14 protein-coding genes and 1 tRNA gene are annotated in these 15,733 nt (G+C 68.8%); 3 read left to right on the forward strand and 12 right to left on the reverse strand.

All coding sequences use genetic code 11. The annotated features are described in order from the left end of the window. Positions 1-105 precede the first annotated feature (105 nt). Complete coding sequence (locus DAA40_RS11130) at positions 106-1,113, forward strand: diacylglycerol kinase family protein (RefSeq protein ID WP_106849783.1); 1,008 nt, start codon at positions 106-108, stop codon at positions 1,111-1,113. On the opposite strand, the gene DAA40_RS11135 is transcribed toward DAA40_RS11130, so the two are convergent. From DAA40_RS11135 to DAA40_RS11175, 9 genes are all read right to left on the reverse strand, one after another. After that, positions 1,097-2,317 (reverse strand): phosphatase domain-containing protein, encoded by a 1,221-nt coding sequence (locus DAA40_RS11135; RefSeq protein ID WP_106849784.1) that lies wholly within the window; start codon positions 2,315-2,317, stop codon positions 1,097-1,099. The two genes, DAA40_RS11130 and DAA40_RS11135, sit on opposite strands and share 17 nt — an antisense overlap. Before the next feature lie 77 nt (positions 2,318-2,394). After that, positions 2,395-3,168, reverse strand: coding sequence for a 3'(2'),5'-bisphosphate nucleotidase CysQ (locus DAA40_RS11140; RefSeq protein ID WP_106849785.1), 774 nt, complete (start codon positions 3,166-3,168; stop codon positions 2,395-2,397). 27 nt (positions 3,169-3,195) lie between these two features. Then, positions 3,196-3,774 carry an aminoacyl-tRNA hydrolase gene (pth, locus tag DAA40_RS11145; RefSeq protein ID WP_106849786.1) on the reverse strand — a complete coding sequence of 193 codons (579 nt, stop codon included), beginning with the start codon at positions 3,772-3,774 and terminating at the stop codon, positions 3,196-3,198. A 12-nt stretch (positions 3,775-3,786) separates the two neighbouring features. After that, the gene (locus tag DAA40_RS11150) at positions 3,787-4,473 is read right to left on the reverse strand and encodes a 50S ribosomal protein L25/general stress protein Ctc (RefSeq protein ID WP_106849787.1); all 687 of its coding nucleotides are present in this window, start codon (positions 4,471-4,473) and stop codon (positions 3,787-3,789) included. 198 nt (positions 4,474-4,671) lie between these two features. Beyond that, the gene (locus tag DAA40_RS11155; RefSeq protein WP_106849788.1) at positions 4,672-6,651 is read right to left on the reverse strand and encodes a hypothetical protein; all 1,980 of its coding nucleotides are present in this window, start codon (positions 6,649-6,651) and stop codon (positions 4,672-4,674) included. 155 nt (positions 6,652-6,806) lie between these two features. Continuing rightward, on the reverse strand, positions 6,807-7,781 hold the full coding sequence (locus DAA40_RS11160) for a nitronate monooxygenase family protein (protein ID WP_106849789.1): 975 nt from the start codon (positions 7,779-7,781) through the stop codon (positions 6,807-6,809). Between the two features lie 81 nt (positions 7,782-7,862). Then, positions 7,863-8,843 carry a ribose-phosphate diphosphokinase gene (locus tag DAA40_RS11165; RefSeq protein WP_106849790.1) on the reverse strand — a complete coding sequence of 327 codons (981 nt, stop codon included), beginning with the start codon at positions 8,841-8,843 and terminating at the stop codon, positions 7,863-7,865. Beyond that, positions 8,843-10,309, reverse strand: coding sequence for a bifunctional UDP-N-acetylglucosamine diphosphorylase/glucosamine-1-phosphate N-acetyltransferase GlmU (gene glmU / locus DAA40_RS11170; RefSeq protein ID WP_106849791.1), 1,467 nt, complete (start codon positions 10,307-10,309; stop codon positions 8,843-8,845). Before glmU ends, DAA40_RS11165 begins: the two co-directional genes overlap by 1 nt. 38 nt (positions 10,310-10,347) lie before the next feature. Continuing rightward, positions 10,348-10,420: transfer RNA gene (locus DAA40_RS11175), tRNA-Gln, on the reverse strand. 152 nt (positions 10,421-10,572) lie between these two features. Here DAA40_RS11175 and DAA40_RS11180 point away from each other — a divergent pair. Together DAA40_RS11180 and DAA40_RS11185 are read left to right on the forward strand one after the other, a co-directional pair. Then, on the forward strand, positions 10,573-11,595 hold the full coding sequence (locus tag DAA40_RS11180) for an acyl-CoA desaturase (RefSeq protein WP_106849792.1): 1,023 nt from the start codon (positions 10,573-10,575) through the stop codon (positions 11,593-11,595). A 79-nt stretch (positions 11,596-11,674) separates the two neighbouring features. Beyond that, a complete protein-coding gene (locus DAA40_RS11185) occupies positions 11,675-12,283 on the forward strand; it encodes a TetR/AcrR family transcriptional regulator (protein ID WP_234356345.1) in 609 nt (202 codons plus the stop codon). 82 nt (positions 12,284-12,365) lie between these two features. On the opposite strand, the gene DAA40_RS11190 is transcribed toward DAA40_RS11185, so the two are convergent. From DAA40_RS11190 to DAA40_RS16900, 3 genes are all read right to left on the reverse strand, one after another. Next, positions 12,366-13,289: a 4-(cytidine 5'-diphospho)-2-C-methyl-D-erythritol kinase gene (locus tag DAA40_RS11190; protein WP_106849794.1), complete on the reverse strand. Its 924-nt coding sequence runs from the start codon at positions 13,287-13,289 to the stop codon at positions 12,366-12,368. Next, positions 13,286-14,185 carry a 16S rRNA (adenine(1518)-N(6)/adenine(1519)-N(6))-dimethyltransferase RsmA gene (gene rsmA, locus DAA40_RS11195; protein ID WP_106849795.1) on the reverse strand — a complete coding sequence of 300 codons (900 nt, stop codon included), beginning with the start codon at positions 14,183-14,185 and terminating at the stop codon, positions 13,286-13,288. Before rsmA ends, DAA40_RS11190 begins: the two co-directional genes overlap by 4 nt. Positions 14,186-14,326: 141 nt before the next feature. Beyond that, on the reverse strand, positions 14,327-15,547 hold the full coding sequence (locus DAA40_RS16900) for a resuscitation-promoting factor (protein ID WP_106849796.1): 1,221 nt from the start codon (positions 15,545-15,547) through the stop codon (positions 14,327-14,329). Positions 15,548-15,733 lie beyond the last annotated feature (186 nt).

The following is a 15,733-nucleotide window of genomic DNA, read 5'->3' on the forward strand; positions in this document are numbered from 1 at the left end:
TCTCCCCGCACGCGAAATGGCCCCCTGCGCACGGACGTAGGGGGTCTGCCGGACTAATTCTATTCCTACCCTCGACTCCCTGGATGGATCGTGCAGGATGTGGTGATGCTCGCCGATCCGATCCAGCGACTGCCGTTCGTGCGCCGTTCGGCCGCGCGGTTCCCGATCGCGGGCGAGCTGCGCCCGCCGGGCGAGGTGGCGCATCGGGTCGGGGTCGTCCTGCACGCGACCAAGCCGGACGCCGCGGAGAACGAGACCCTCATCCGGTCGCTGGTCGCCGAGGCCGGGTGGGCGGATCCAGAGGTGTTCCCCACGACAGCGGCATCGTACGGCGAGGAGCAGGCCGCAGCGGCGCTCGCCGCCGGCTGCGACCTGGTGATCGCCTGCGGCGGGGATGGCACAGTGCGGATGGCGGCCCAGGCGCTGCGGCACACCGGCGTCCCGCTCGGCATCATTCCCTCCGGTACGGCCAACATCTTTGCTCGCAACCTGTTGTTGCCGCTGCGGGACCGGCGCGCCGCCGCACGCATCGCGCTGCACGGGTCGACCGCGCCCGTCGACCTCGGCGGCGCGACGCTGACCGTGCGTGGAGAGGCGGAGGAGCACGTCTTCCTCGTCCTCACGGGGATCGGCAACGACGCAGCGACGGTGCTCGACACCGATGAGCGCCTCAAGCAGAGGCTCGGCTGGTTCGCCTATGCCGCCGCCGCGGCGCGGCATGCGCTTCGGGCGCCGGTTCCGATGACGGTCACCTATCCCGCGAACCCGCCGCGGGAGATCCGCGCCTGGAGCGTGATAGCCGGGAGCTGCGGCAAGGTGCCTGGTGGCATCGAGATCTTCCCGGGGGCAATCATCGACGACGGCGTCCTCGACGTGATGGAGGTGACGGTCGGCAATCCGCTGCAGTGGCTGCCGATCGGGGCGAAGGGACTCCTGCATCTGCGCGCGGGCGTCCCCGGCCTGCGGCACCTGCTGATGCCGGGCTTGAGCGTCGTTCCCGAGCGCCCACTCCCGGTTCAGGTCGACGGCGATGTCATCGAGGAGGTCGACCGGCTGGAGGTCGGGCTCGACCACCGGGCTCTGGAGGTCCGGGTGGCTACGCCTCACCAGTGAGCGGATACTTCGCCGCCGCCAGGGCGATGTCTCGCTCGACGAGCCTCTCGATCTCCGCGCGCTGCGCGGCGTCCGCCCAGGTGATCTCGTTGAGCGCCGAGCGGGACTCGTCGATCACCGACCACAGTCCGCGGTCGGAGATCAGCTCACGATCGCGTGCGACCACAGCCGCACCAACGTAGGTGTCGAAGTAATGGAGGCCGCGCTCTGACTTGCTCGCGCGCTCCGCTTCACCGGTGTGGACGACGTCGTGGATGAGCACTGCAGCGACGTCGTCGTGACGATCCCAGATCCACTCGCCGACGAGCGGATCACCCTGCCCGCTGTCGCCGATGAACATCACCCGATACTCCGGGAACATCACGCAGTAGTGCTCGATGTTGTGCAGCTTGCGCTTGGCCATCGCCTTCTTGCTCAGCAGTGCACCGAAGGTTCCGCCGAGCAGATCCAGATCGGCGATGCCCGCGTGTCGCAGCGTTCGCCGCGCATGCGTCTCGATCAACCCGAAGGCGTCGGCCGGGCGGGCGGTGATGAAGGTGAGGTCACCGGTCGAGAAGGGCGCGTCGTGAGGTCCGTGGTCGAGCGCTTCCAGCAAGGCGAGCACGCCCGGATAGATGACCCCGCGCGGGTATCGATCGTCGTGCAGCTTGGCAAACACGGTGTCGTCGATGTCGCACAGCACCTTGATCTCGTCGTTCAGCCCGGTCGGCTGGTGGGCATGGAAATGCGCGAGTATCTCAGCGCGAACGGTCTCGTCGTCGATGTCGTAGTAGACCAGTCCCTCGAGGTCATGCCGGTCGGTGCGGTCGCCGATCAGGTTCTTCAGCCGGGTCAGGTCTGCGCCGGTCCGCGTGCGCAGAATGTCGCGGATGGCGCGCTCCATGTCGACCGGCGTGTGCCCGCGCTGCATCCCGTAGATCACTGCTGCGGCAGACTTCAGGCTCAGCTCGTGGACACGTGTGCGCGAGAGGAGCTCGATCAGCGCGGTGCGGTGACCGGGCCCGGCGATCCGGTCGTCGACGCTGTCGAACAGCTCAGCAGTGTCGATGTGCTCGAGCACTGCATTCAGGTCCTCGAAGGAGAGCTCGGCCAGCAGAGCCACGAGCGATTGTTGACCTGGCGCGCCGATCCGGCTGTCAAGCAGTTCGCCCACGGCGGCAGCCACGGACGGCGTGGCGCTGTTTCGATCACCGGTCGAGGACACGCACCGATCCTAGGGTGGCGCGCCGATAAAGCTTAGGTCGTGCCGGGGAGAACGCCGAGGAACCGGACGCGGGAGACTCAGACGCGGTGCAGGTGGTCGGTGATCGCGACGCGAATCTCGTCGTACATCTCCGGGCGACAGATCAGCAGGTCGTCGACGCTGACCGAGCGCTCGTTGTAGACCAGCGGCGAGCCGTCCACCCGCTCCGCGATCAGGCCCGCTCCCCTCGCCACGGCCACGGGGGCAGCGTTGTCCCACTGGTACTGGCCGCCGGTGTGCAGATAGGCGTCGGCCTCGCCGGTGACCACCGCGAGCACCTTGATGCCGGCCGAGGACATGTCGACCAGCCGCGCGCCCAGGTCACGGGCGACGGCCCGCACGAACGCGGTCGTTCGCGAGCGGCTGCAGACGATGCGCAGGTCGCCCGGATGCCGGCGCGACCCGAGGGTGGCGCTGTCACTGTCGAACACCTCACCCGTCGCAGGCCGCCCGACCACGCCCAGGCTCAGCTCCCCACGGTTCCACAGCGCGATGTGCACCGCCCACTCGTCACTGCCGTCACGGCCGTACGCCGACGTCCCGTCGACCGGATCGATGATCCAGACGCGGTCGGCCTCCAGCCGCCGCAGGTCGTCGGGGGCCTCCTCGGACAGGATCACGTCTCCGGGGCGATGCTCGCGCAGCTGCGCGGCCAGGAAGTCCTGAGCGGCACGGTCACCGGCGTTCATCAGATCCCAGCGGTCGATGAAGCCATAGTCGTCGCGGACATCGAGCAGGATCTCCCCGGTGCGCTCGGCGAGCGAGCGGGCCAGCTCGAGGTCATCACCGTAGGTAGGCTCGCTGGTGGCCACGCACTCCTCGCCTTCCGTGCCGCGCCGCTAGCGCACATGCACCTGGTTCTGGGCCCGGTCGAGCCCCTCGCGGACGAGCAGCTCGACCGCGTCGGCCGCCTCCTCGAGGACGATCGCCAGCTCAGAGCGCTCGGACGACGAGAACGGCCGTAGCACGTAGTCTGCCGGATCCTGCCGGCCCGGCGGACGACCGATCCCGATGCGCACCCGCAGGTACTCCTTGGTCGAGAGCGACTTGCTGACCGACTTCAGGCCGTTGTGGCCGTTGTCGCCGCCCCCGAGCTTGAGCCGGATCGTGCCCAGCGGCAGGTCGAGCTCGTCGTGGATCACGACGACCGCACCCAGATCGACCCCGAAGTACTTCGCCAGACCCGCGGTCGGGCCGCCGGAGACGTTCATGAAGCTCAGCGGCTTGGCCAGCACGGCACGTGGCGCCGGTGGCGCGCCGAGGTGGGTCTCGGCGATCTCTGCGTTGGTCCGGTGCCTCTTGAAGGAGGCACCGGACCGCGCAGCGAGCAGGTCGACGACCATGAACCCGACGTTGTGCCGGGTGGCGGCGTACTGCGGGCCGGGATTGCCCAGACCCACGACGAGTGTGGTCGACATGCTCGGTGCGGACTACTCGTCCCCGGACTTCTCGGCGTCCTCGCCCTCGCCGCCCTCGGCCTCGCCTTCGGAAGCCTCGCCCTCAGCGGCCTCGCCCTCGGCGCCCTCCGCCTCGGCCTCGGCGTCCTCGGAGACGGCATCGGACTCCACGTCCGCCTCGACGACCTCGCTGATGCCCACGATGAGCGCCTCGGGATCGGTCAGCAGGGTGGAGCCGGCCGGCAGGGTCAGGTCGCCGGCCAGCACCTGACCGCCGATCTCCAGGCCCTCGATGGAGACCTCGAGCGACTCGGGGATGCGGGTGGCCTCGGCCTCGAGCGAGACGGCGGTGAGGTCCTGGTTGACCTGGCCGCCCGGGGCGACCTCGCCGATGAGCTCGACCGGGACATCGACGACGACCTTCTCGCCCTTCTTGACCAGCAGCAGATCGACGTGCTGGATCACCCGACGCAGCGGGTGCACCTGGACGTCCTTCGCCAGCGCCAGCTCGTCCTTGCCGTCGACGCTGATCGTCAGCAGCGTGTTCAGGCCCTGGCGCAGCGCCATGGTGAGCTGGTGGCCGTGCAGATTCAGGTGGACCGGGTCGATCCCGTGGCCGTACAGGACGCCGGGAACCTGCCCGTCGCGGCGGGCACGGCGGGCAGCGCCCTTGCCGAAGTCGTCGCGCTTGGCGGTATCGATGCGTACTTCGTCAGACATGTGACTCCTCGTGTTCTTGCCTCAGGTGGCGGCCCCGGAGTCTCAGGCCATGGCTCGCGCGACACGCGCGGGCACCAGACCGTCGATAACGGCGCGCTGCGGAGCAGGCGCCCTCGCCGGGCAACCCCACGAGTGTAGCCGACGCCGAAGCGCGCACGGAATCAACCGAGACCGACGTCGCACACCTCGCGACGCCGGTTAGGCCAGTGTGATCTGGACCGCGGCCGGTGCGAAGTTGACGACGGCCTCGGGTACCCCCGAGCCGTTGAGCTTCATGGTCGCCGCAAGGTTCAGGGTGAACGACGTCGTTCCGGCCGGCACGCTGGCGACCAGGATCGGTGCGGATGCCGAGGGGCCGGGGCAGGTGTGCATCGTGGCGTCGACGTCGAACGTGCTGGCCATGCAGTCCAGGAAGTAGCCGCTGTAGACCGAACCGCCGCCGGGCGCCGTGGAGCTGCCGGTGTCCTTGAAGTCCAGCTGCAGCCACACCTCCCCGTCGGGTGCCCAGCCGAGCTTCTCGTCGTACGGGTAGAGCCAGCCGCTGCTGAAGGTGAAGACCATCGACGCGTTCTCACCGGTGCCCGTGGGCGTCTCTGGGAGGTTCGCCGTGGCACTGAGCGTCGTGTAGATCTCCGGGGTTGCGCTGTAGTACATGCTCGCGGTCTCGTCCTCGGCCCGCTCGCCATTGGCCAGCGCCAGCGACTGGCGGTGCCCGGCGGACACCAGGTCGATCGTGGCGTCGGCGCCCTCGGGGACCGACAGCAGGAAGGCGGTCTGGCCGAGTCCTGCGGGGTCGTCGGAGATCTCGGTCGACTCGCCGTCCACGGTGAGCTCGAGGGTGTTGGTCGCGCCTTGGTCGACCGGACCGGAGGTGCCCTCCAGAGTGACGACGAAGAACTTCTCGCCCTCGGCCGGCGCCATCAGCTTCTCATCGATCGTTGCGGACGACGCCTCCTGGACGCTGCCGAGGGTGATCTGGGCTTGCGGCCCGATCAGCGTCGGTGAGTCGACGAGGGCGTTCTGCTTGCCGAGCGACTTGTCGCTGACCTCGTACGAGCCCTGCGCCTCGACGGTCTTGGACGGCGCCTTCGGCAGTGGGGGCTCCTCGAGCCCCAGTCCGTCGTCCTTCGGCTCCTCACCCTCCACGGTGACGAGGGACGAACCACTCCCTGGGGCCTGCTGGCCGGTCTCGCCCGCGACCAGGTCGGTCGCTGTCTGCGAGTCTCCCGAGCCGGTCACCGAGTAGTCGTACATGTCCCAGACCGCGCCCTGCGGCGTCGACGCCCGTCGAGCCGGACCGCAGGCGATCTGCCCGGTGACCTCGTCGCCGTCGTCCAGGACGTAGTAGCACGACGCCTGTGAGCTGACCTCGATCCCGTCCTCGGGCAGCTGAGCCTTCCAGTCGGACTCGGCTTCGCCGAGGAACGAGGCGGCGTTCTTGATCTCGCCCTTGGAGTTCTGGATGCCCCCGAAGGTGAAGAACACGAAGTATCCGGCCACGAGCGCGCCGACCAGCACCAGGGCGCCGATGCCGAACAGCAGCGGCTTGTTCGAGCGCTTACGCGTCCCGGCCCCGGGGTCGTATGGGCTCACCCCGGCCGGGCCGACGTCCGGGTAGGCAGGACCGGTGTACGCGGGCTGGGCAGCGGTCGCCGGGTAGCCGGACGAATAGTCCGAGCTCTGGTAGCCCGCCGCCGGCTGGACCTCGGTCGGGAAGGCACCGGTGCCCGGATATCCCCCGCCGGCCGGATGGATGCCGGAGTCGGGCTGGCCGTACTGCTGGTCGTAATGCTGGCCGTACTGCTGTGGCCCGGTAGGCGGCTGCTGTGCTCCGGTCATCGGCTGGTACGCGCCGGTGGTCGGCGGCTGCTGCCCCGTGACCGGCGGCTGCGGCTCGCCATACGACTGTTGTTCGCCGTACGACTGCTGCTCGCCGTACGACTGCTGCTCGCCGTACGACTGTTGTTCGCCGTACGACTGCTGCTCGCCGTACGACTGCTGCGGGCTGGCCCACTGAGTCGCCTCGGACGCCACCGGCTGGTCGATGCGGGTCTCGTCGTCCTCGAACGCCGCCGCGTCGTAGGACACGGTCGGACCGGTGACCGGCTCCTGCGGCGGCTGGCCGCCATCGCGGTTCTGTTGCTGCCCCCAGCGCTGGGGGTCCTCCGGGTAGCTCACATCCGACTCCTTGCCGACATCGCAAGACAGCGCGCATGACGACGCGCCGCTCAGGCGAGAGTACGGCTGGGACGCCGCGAACCACCCGGATGGATCCGCACCAACCGAGGTTTAGTTATGAACTCGTAGTGCCGGCGACGTGCTACCCCCGGGGGCTACGTGGCGACGCACCCGGCGAGACGTCCGGTGATGATCTCCTCGGCCTCGCTGACGATCCGCCCGATCAGCTCGGCGCAGGTCGGGACATCGTCGATCAGGCCTTGCACCATGCCCGCGGACCAGATGCCGGCGTCGAGGTCGCCGGTCTCGTAGACGGTCCGGCCGCGGGCGCCGGCGACGAGCTCGCGGACGTCCTCGAACTGGCCCCCGTCGCCGAGGATGCCGACGACCTCGTCGGAGATCGCGTTCTTCGCGACGCGGGCGGTGTTGCGCAGCTGCCGGAATATCAGGTTCGTCGAGCGCTCGTCGCCGTCCACCAGCGCCTGCTTGACGTTCTGATGGATCTGGGCCTCCTGAGTGGCCATGAATCGGGTGCCCATGTTGATGCCGTCGGCGCCCAGTGCCAGGGCGGCGACCAGACCGCGGGCATCGCCAAAGCCGCCGGAGGCAATCATCGGGATGGTGATCTTCTCGGCCGCCGCTGGGATCAGGATGAGGCCCGGGATGTCGTCCTCGCCGGGGTGACCGGCGCACTCGAAACCGTCGATCGAGATGCCGTCGACGCCGATGCTCTGCGCCTTGACCGCGTGCCGGACGCTGGTGCACTTGTGCAGCACCTTGACCCCGGCCGCCTTGAAGTCCGGCATGTGGTCCGCGGGGTTGAAGCCCGCCGTCTCGACGATCTTGATGCCCGCGCCGATGATGGCGTCGCGGTACTCGGCGTACGGCGGTGGGTTGATCGCCGGGAGGATCGTCAGGTTGACGCCGAACTCTTTGTCGGTCATCTCACGGCAGCGCTCGATCTCCTTGCTGAGCGCCTCTGGCGTCGGCTGGGTGAGGGCGGTGATAAAGCCCAGTCCGCCGGCGTTCGCCACGCCCGCGACCAGCTCGGCGACGCCAACCCACTGCATGCCGCCCTGCACGATCGGCGCCTCTACGCCGAAGGTCTCGGTGAACTTCGTCTTGATCACGGGCCCGCCCCTCGCTTGTTGATACGTACGTCAACTCGGAGGTTACCCGACCGCGGTCCCCGTTCCGCGAATCGGGAAGGATCAGGCGTCGCCGTCGAACAGGCTCGTGACCGAACCGTCCTCGAAGATCTCCTTGATGGCGCGCGCAACGATCGGCGCGATCGACAGCACCGTCATCTTGTCGAGCTTCTTCTCCGGCGGGATCGGCAGCGTGTTGGTGAGGACGACCTCGCTGACCGGCGCGTCAGCGAGCCGCTGGGCGGCGGGGTCGGACAGGATGCCGTGGGTGGCCGCGATGACGACGTCCTTCGCACCCTCCTTGACCAGCGCATCGGCGGCCTTGCAGATGGTGCCGCCGGTATCGATCATGTCGTCGATCAGGATGCAGAGGCGATCCTTCACCTCGCCGACGACGCGGTTGGCGACCGACTTGTTGGGCTGGTGGACATCACGGGTCTTGTGGATGAACGCCAGTGGCGTGCCGCCGAGGTACTCCGCCCACCGCTCCGAGAGCCGCACCCGCCCGGAGTCCGGAGAGACGACGGTGATGGGCTCGCCGGCGTACTTGTTGCGCAGGTAGTCGGTCAGAATCGGGGTGGCGAACAGGTGGTCGACCGGCCCGTCGAAGAATCCCTGGATCTGTGCGGTGTGCAGGTCGACGGAGATGATGCGGTCGGCGCCGGCGGTCGAGTACATGTCGGCGACCAGGCGGGCGGTGATCGGCTCGCGGCCTCGGCTCTTCTTGTCCTGGCGCGCATAGGGGTAGAACGGCGATACAACGGTGATCCGCTTCGCCGAGGCGCGCTTGAGCGCATCGACGAGGATCAGCTGCTCCATGAGCCAGTCGTTGATCGGCGTCGTGTGCGACTGGATGACGAAGACGTCCGCTCCGCGGGCCGACTCCTCGGAACGGGCGTACAGCTCGCCATTGGCGAAGGAGTACGACGATGTGGGAGTGACCGTGACGCCGAGGTTGTCGGCGATCTCCTCAGCGAGCTCGGGGTAGGCCCGGCCGGAGAAGATCATCAGGCTCTTCTGGCTGGGCTGCTCGAGAGTGCTCATTAGGCGTCGTTCCCCATCGCGTCGCGGTCGGCGTTCGTGTTGCGCTGGGACTGCTCCGCGGCCTCGGCTGCCTGCGCCGAAGCAGTTCCGGGACGATTCTTCACTACCCAGCCGAGCAGGTTGCGCTGGACCCCTCCCGAGATCGCGAGCGCCCCCGGCGGCACGTCCTTGCGGACGACGGTGCCGGCGCCCGAGTACGCCCCGTCGCCGACGGTTACCGGCGCGACGAGCATGTTGTCCGAGCCGAGGCGGCAGTGATCGCCGATCACGGTGCGCGACTTGGTGACGCCGTCATAGTTGACGAACACGCTGGAGGCGCCGATGTTGCTGTCGATGCCGATCGTCGCATCGCCGACGTACGTCAGGTGGGGCACCTTCGAACTGGCGCCGATGTCGGCGTTCTTGGTCTCGACGAAAGTGCCGATCTTGCCGCCCTCGCCCAGCCTGGAATTGGGCCGCAGGTAGGCGAACGGGCCGACGCTCGCGCCCTTGCCGATGACAGCGAGCTCGGCGTGGGTGCGGACGATGGTCGCGTCCGGGCCGACCTCGCAGTCGATGATCGTGCACTCGGGGCCGACAGTCGCGCCGCTCTCTATCTTCGTGGCCCCGACGAGGTGGGTGCCAGGCAGGAGCGTGACGTCGGGGGCCAGCTCGACGTCCGCGTCGATCCACGTGGTTGCCGGATCGACGATGGTGACGCCCTCGCGCATCCACTTCTGGCACAGGCGATCGTTGAGCATCCGGCCCCGGTCGGCCAGCTCGAGTCGGTCGTTGCAACCGAGGGTCTCCTCATAGGTCGCCGCGACGAACGCGCCGACCTTGCCGCCGCGATCCAGCAGCAGCGTGACGGCCTCGGTCAGGTACTCCTCGCCCTGCGCGTTCTCGCGCGAGAGGTTCCCGAGCACCTCGCGTAGCGCCTGGCCTTCGAAGGCGTAGACCCCGGCGTTGATCTCGGTGATCGCGGCCTGCTCGGGGGTGGCGTCCTTCTGCTCGACGATCGCGGTCACGGCCTCGCCGTCCCGCACGATGCGTCCAAGCCCCTTCGGGTCGGGGACCTCGGCCGACAGGATCGTCATCGCGTTGGCGTGAGCGGCGTGATGATCGGCGAAGTCGATGAGCGTCTGCTCGGTGAGCAGTGGCGCGTCGCCGTTGAGGACCAGCACAGTGCCGTCAACCCGGTCCAGCACTTCCAGACCCATCCGAGCCGCGTGTCCCGAGCCGAGCTGCTCCTCCTGGACGGCGGTGCGGGCGGACGGCGCGATCTGCTGCAGATGCTCGGCCACCTGGTCACGCCCGGCCCCGATCACGACGACGGTCTCGCGCGCCCGTAGCGGCGCGGCGGCCGCGAGCACGTGGCCCAGGAGGCTGCGTCCCCCGATCGCGTGCAGCACCTTCGGCCTCGAGGACTTCATCCGGGTTCCCTGGCCGGCGGCCAGAACGATCACGGCCGTAGGCGCGACACTCATCAGACGGGCTCCTTGGGGACGCTTGACGTTCGTTCTCGCTGGGGGACTCGGATTCGAACCGAGACTGCAAGGCTCCAAAGGCCCGCGGGCTGCCGATTACCCCACCCCCCACTCACACAGCGGGTGCGGTGGCAAGCCTACCGTGGACGTAGGTCACTCGATTCGGTCAAACCCACACCTAGCGACCCTACGGACGCGTAACCTACGATGTCGTAGGGCTAGCCCGCCCCTGACCGATATCTGCGATCGAGGTCCCATCACACATGACTCCCCCCACCGCGAGTGCCGTCGAGCCGAAGACCGAGCGCAAGGCCGGCCGCAAGGCAGGCAAGGCCGACTCGGCCATCGTCACCGGACCGGCCCAGGATGACGGCCAGGCCAAACCGATCATCGGCCGCAGCAAGGGCAATGGTGAGCAGATCCTCCTCTACCTGTTCGTGCTGCTTCCGCTGGCCGCGCTGATCGCCGCGGTCCCGCTGGCCTGGCAGGGCGGTTGGCTGAGCTGGACCGATGTCATCCTGATGGTCGTCTTCTACGTGATCAGCGTGCTCGGCGTGACCGTCGGATACCACCGCCACTTCACGCATGGGTCGTTCAAGGCCAAGCAGCCGCTGCGCGTCGCGCTCGCGGTCGCCGGCTCGATGTCGGTCGAGGGATCGGTCATTCAGTGGGTCGCAGATCATCGCCGCCATCACGCCTATAGCGACCGGGATGGCGATCCGCACTCCCCGTGGCGCTACGGAACCACCGCCGGGGCGCTGCTCAAGGGCCTGTGGTGGGCCCACATGGGTTGGTTGTTCGACCGCGAGAAGACCAACAAGGAGCGCTTCACCCCGGACCTGCTGAAGGATCCACAGATCCGGTTCGTCTCCAACACCTTCGGCCTCTGGGTCGTCGTGAGCCTGGGCCTGCCGGCGCTGATCGGTGGTCTGGTCTCGCAGAGCTGGCACGGCGCGCTCACCGCGTTCTTCTGGGCCGGGCTCGTGCGCGTCGCGCTCGTGCACCACATGACCTGGAGCATCAACTCCATCTGCCACGCGGTCGGCGAGCGTCCCTTCTCCTCACGCGACATGTCGGCGAACTTCTGGCCGCTGGCGATCGTGTCCATGGGCGAGGCCTGGCACAACCTGCACCACGCCGACCCGACGTCCGCTCGGCATGGCGTGATGCGCGGCCAGATCGACATCTCGGCCCGGCTGATCTGGATCTTCGAGAAGCTCGGATGGGCCTATAACGTCAAGTGGCCCTCCAAGGAGCGGATCAAGGCCAAGCTCGCCGAGGTCTGACGCCCATCACGGCACCTGGCGCCGCAGCGCCTAGGATCGGGGTCTGACCGTTCCCGTGACCGAAAGCAGTTCCGGCCCCATGCGTATGACCGGCGCACAGCGCCGCCAGCAGCTTGTCACCATCGCGCGCAGCGTGTTCGCCGAGCGCGGTTTCGATGCGACGTCGGTCGAAGAGATCGCCGCGCGCGCCAAGGTCAGCAAGCCTGTCGTCTATGAGCATTTCGGCGGCAAGGAAGGGCTGTACGCCGTCGTCGTCGACCGCGAGATGAGCCTGCTCCTCGGTCGCTTCGAGGCCGCGCTGCAGGAGGGGCACCCGCGGGTGCTGCTTGAGCGGGCGGCCTTCGTGCTGCTGGACTACATCGAGAACGAGACCGACGGGTTCAAGGTGCTGACCCGCGACACTCCCCCGACCGGTCGAGCCGGCACCTTCTCGAGCTTGATCAACGACGTCGCCAGCAGGGTCGAGCACATCCTCGACAGGGCGTTCAAGGCCGGCGGCTACGAGACCAAGCTCGCCGGGCTGTACTCCCAGGCGCTCGTCGGCATGGTCGCGGCCACGGGGCAGTGGTGGCTGGAGGCCCGCAAGCCGAAGAAGGAGATCGTCGCGGCACATCTGGTGAACCTGGCCTGGAACGGCCTCGCCCACCTGGACGCCAGCCCCACGATCCCCCGCACCCGCGACCGCTGATCCCGCCAGATCCTCTGCGGTGTTGGATAAGCAGCGGCCAGTTGACAACCCGGGCGTGCCCGGGCCGCTGTCGTGATAGAACTCAGCCGGTGATGCGGGCGCCGGGGACGGGGCCGTACGCCGTCCGGACGGTGCGGCAGACTCCCAGGCCGCTGACCCTGGCAGCGAGATCGACCGCGTGCTGCTCGTCGCGGGCCAGGAACGCCATCGTCGGGCCGCTGCCGCACAGCAACGCGCCTGCGGCGCCCTCTTCGACCCCGGCCGCCTTGGTACGCCGCAGCGTCGGCATCAACCCGAACGCGGCGGGCTCCATGTCGTTGTGCAGCGCAGCTCCGAGCGCATCGGTGTCACGCGATCGCAGCGCGTTCATCAGCGCATCCGGCAGCTCTAGCGTCGCGCCCCGCTCCGTACCCTCGCGAATGCGGTCCAGCTCGCGGTACACATCGCCGGTCGACAGGCCACCCTCGGCGACCGCCAGGACCCAGTGCCACCGCCCGGCCGCGAGCACCGGCGACAGCATCTCACCGCGCCCGGTGCCCAACGCGAGTCCTCCGGTCAGTGAGAAGGCGACATCGCTACCGAGCTCGGCCGCGATCTGCAGCAGGTCCCCGCGCGATGCCCCGGTCCCCCAGAGCGCGTCACAGGCCCCCGGGGCGGCTGCTGCGCCCGCGCTGCCGCCCGCCAATCCCGCGGCCACCGGGATCTGCTTGCGCACCGACATCTCGACGTCCGCATCGATACCGGCGTGCTCGGCAAGCCTCAGCGCCGCACGACAGGCGAGATTGCTCGCGTCGGCCGGGACGGCGTCCGCGCCCTCGCCGGCCGTTACGATGCTCACCCCCGACCCCTCGGCCGCCACCAGCTCGTCGGTGAGCGACAGCGCGCAGAACACCGTGGCCAGCTCGTGGTAGCCGTCGGCGCGCACCGGACCGACACCCAGATGCAGGTTGATCTTCGCGGGAGCGCGGGCAATGACGACGTCGTCGGTCTGCACCGGTGCGGTCATCGGCGAGGCTCTCCCAAGGTTGCGGTGCCCGACGCGGCCCAGTGCCGCGCTATCGCTACGAAGTCTGCCACGCCGAGAGTCTCCCCTCGCGCCGTCGGGTCTATCCCCGCCGGGATGAGGACGCCGGTCGCGGACTGCGACGAGCCGATCAGCGGCGCGAGCGCGGCACGCAGCATCTTGCGGCGCTGCGCGAACGCCGCATCAACCACCTCGAACACCAGCTCGCGCGGCGCACCGCCGAGGGGCTCGCGGTACCGCGCGAGCGAGACCAGCGCCGAGTCGACATTCGGCACCGGCCAGAAGATCTGCCGGCTGACCGTCATCGCCAGCCGGACGTCGCCGTACCACGCAGCCTTCACCGACGGGGCCCCGTAGACCTTCGAGCCAGGGGACGCCGCGAGCCGGTGCGCCACCTCGGACTGCACCATCACCAGCACCCGCTCGATCGATTCGAAGACCTCCAGCAGGTGCAGCAGCACCGGCACCGAGACGTTGTAGGGGAGGTTGGCCACGAGCGCAGTCGGCTGCGGATCGGGCAGTACATCGAGGCGCAACGCGTCCGCGGTGACGACCTTCAGCCGATCGGCATTCTCCGGCTGCAGCGTGCGCACCGTGCCTGGCAGTGCCGCGGCGAGGACCGGGTCGATCTCGACCGCGACTACCCGGTGTCCGGCGTCCAGCATTCCCAGAGTCAGCGAGCCGAGCCCCGGCCCGACCTCGAGCACGGTCTCCCCCGGACGCAGATCCGCGGTGTGCACGATGCGCCGCACCGTGTTGGCGTCGTGCACGAAGTTCTGGCCGAGCGTCTTGGTGGGCCGGATGCCGAGGTGGCCGGCGAGCTCACGTACCGCGGCGGGGCCGAGCAGCCGCACGCTAGCGGTGGAGGCGGGAGCCACGCTCCCACGGGTTGGCGCCGTAGGTCATGAGAAGCATCTTGGCACGCACCGGCGGGTGAGCCGGCACCCACCGGCACCCACCGGCAAGCGTCGAGGAGGCGACCCCGCCGTGGGGCCGCCTCCTCGAGATGCTGTTGCTGGCTACAGGTACTTGCCGCAGTGCGGCCACGCGCCACGGCCCTGACCGGCGAGCACCTTCTCGGCGATCGCGATCTGCTGTGCCTTCGTGGCGAGGTGGGCGTTCGGGGCGTAGGCGTGACCGCCGTAGGCCTTCCACGTGCTGGCGGAGAACTGCAGGCCGCCGTAGTAGCCATTGCCGGTGTTGATCGACCAGTTGCCGGTCGACTCGCACTGCGCGACGGCGTCCCAGTTGTTGCCACCGGACGGCGCCGGGGGCACTGCGCCGGTGTTGCCACCGGAAGACCCGGACGACGACCCGCCCGACGACGACCCGCCCGACGACGACCCGCCCGACGACGAACTGCTGGACGACGAGCCGCCCGAAGAGCTCTGCGGCGCCGGGGCGCTGGTGGCCTTCGGCTTGGTGCCGACGGCGACGACCTGATCCACCGGCGGCTTGGTGACCTGAACGCCGGTCTGCTGGCGCGAGGTCTCCACTCCATTGGTGGTCACGACCGAGTAGGTGACGACCTGCTCGCCCTTCACGCCCTCGGTCAGCGTCTTCTTGGTGCCGACGGTGAGCGAGGAGTCCTCCTGCTCGACGGTCTGGTAGTCGACCGTCTGGGTCTCCTGTACATCCGCGGTACGGATCCGGTTGACGTTGATCGTCATGCCCGGGGCGATCTCGGTGTCGACCGCCGGATCGGTGTTGTCCTGCTGCTCCAGCACGATGCCCTGCTCGTCGAGCAGGGTCTGCACGTCACCCGCGGTCGAGCTCGCCTCGACGACGCGACCGTCGACGTTGATGACGACGTCCTTCGAGGTGGTGATCTCCAGCGAGGTGCCATCAAGCGGGATGCGCTGCGAACGCGATGCCGACACCTTGGCGTTGTCCGAGACGCCGAGCTGGTCGAGGGCTTCCTCGACGGTCAGCGCGGTGACCCACTCGCGGTTGTGCACACCGTCGACTGTGTAGTCGACCACGCGGGCCCGAGTGATGTTGATGGTCGAGCCGTCGGCGACCGCGGAGTCAACCGAGGGGCTGACCGCATCGCGGTTGCTGACGTCGATCTGGGCGTCCTTCATGACGCCGTCGACGGTGTTCGCGTAGGTGGAGACGGTCTGGGCCTGGCCGTCAACGATGACGTCCACGGTCTTGTCCATCGCCTTGAAGGCCACGGTGCCGCCGACGACTGCGGTAACGGCGAGGGCCGACAGGCCCGCACGGGAGGAACGACGCACTTTGCTCCATTGGTCGCACTTCGCAGGCAGGGGAACTCGGCGTCCTCAGGGCGGACGCCGGCGCTGCATCGCTGGGGCCTCGGGCCTCAGCGGATGGGCTTCCCCACCCTGACCGGTTCGGTTACAGGACTATAACGGAGAGGTCACAGGCACGCCACCCCCACCACGCCCGATAGTGACGAAGGG

This window comes from Blastococcus sp. Marseille-P5729, assembly GCF_900292035.1.
In the GTDB taxonomy this organism is placed as follows: domain Bacteria; phylum Actinomycetota; class Actinomycetes; order Mycobacteriales; family Antricoccaceae; genus Cumulibacter.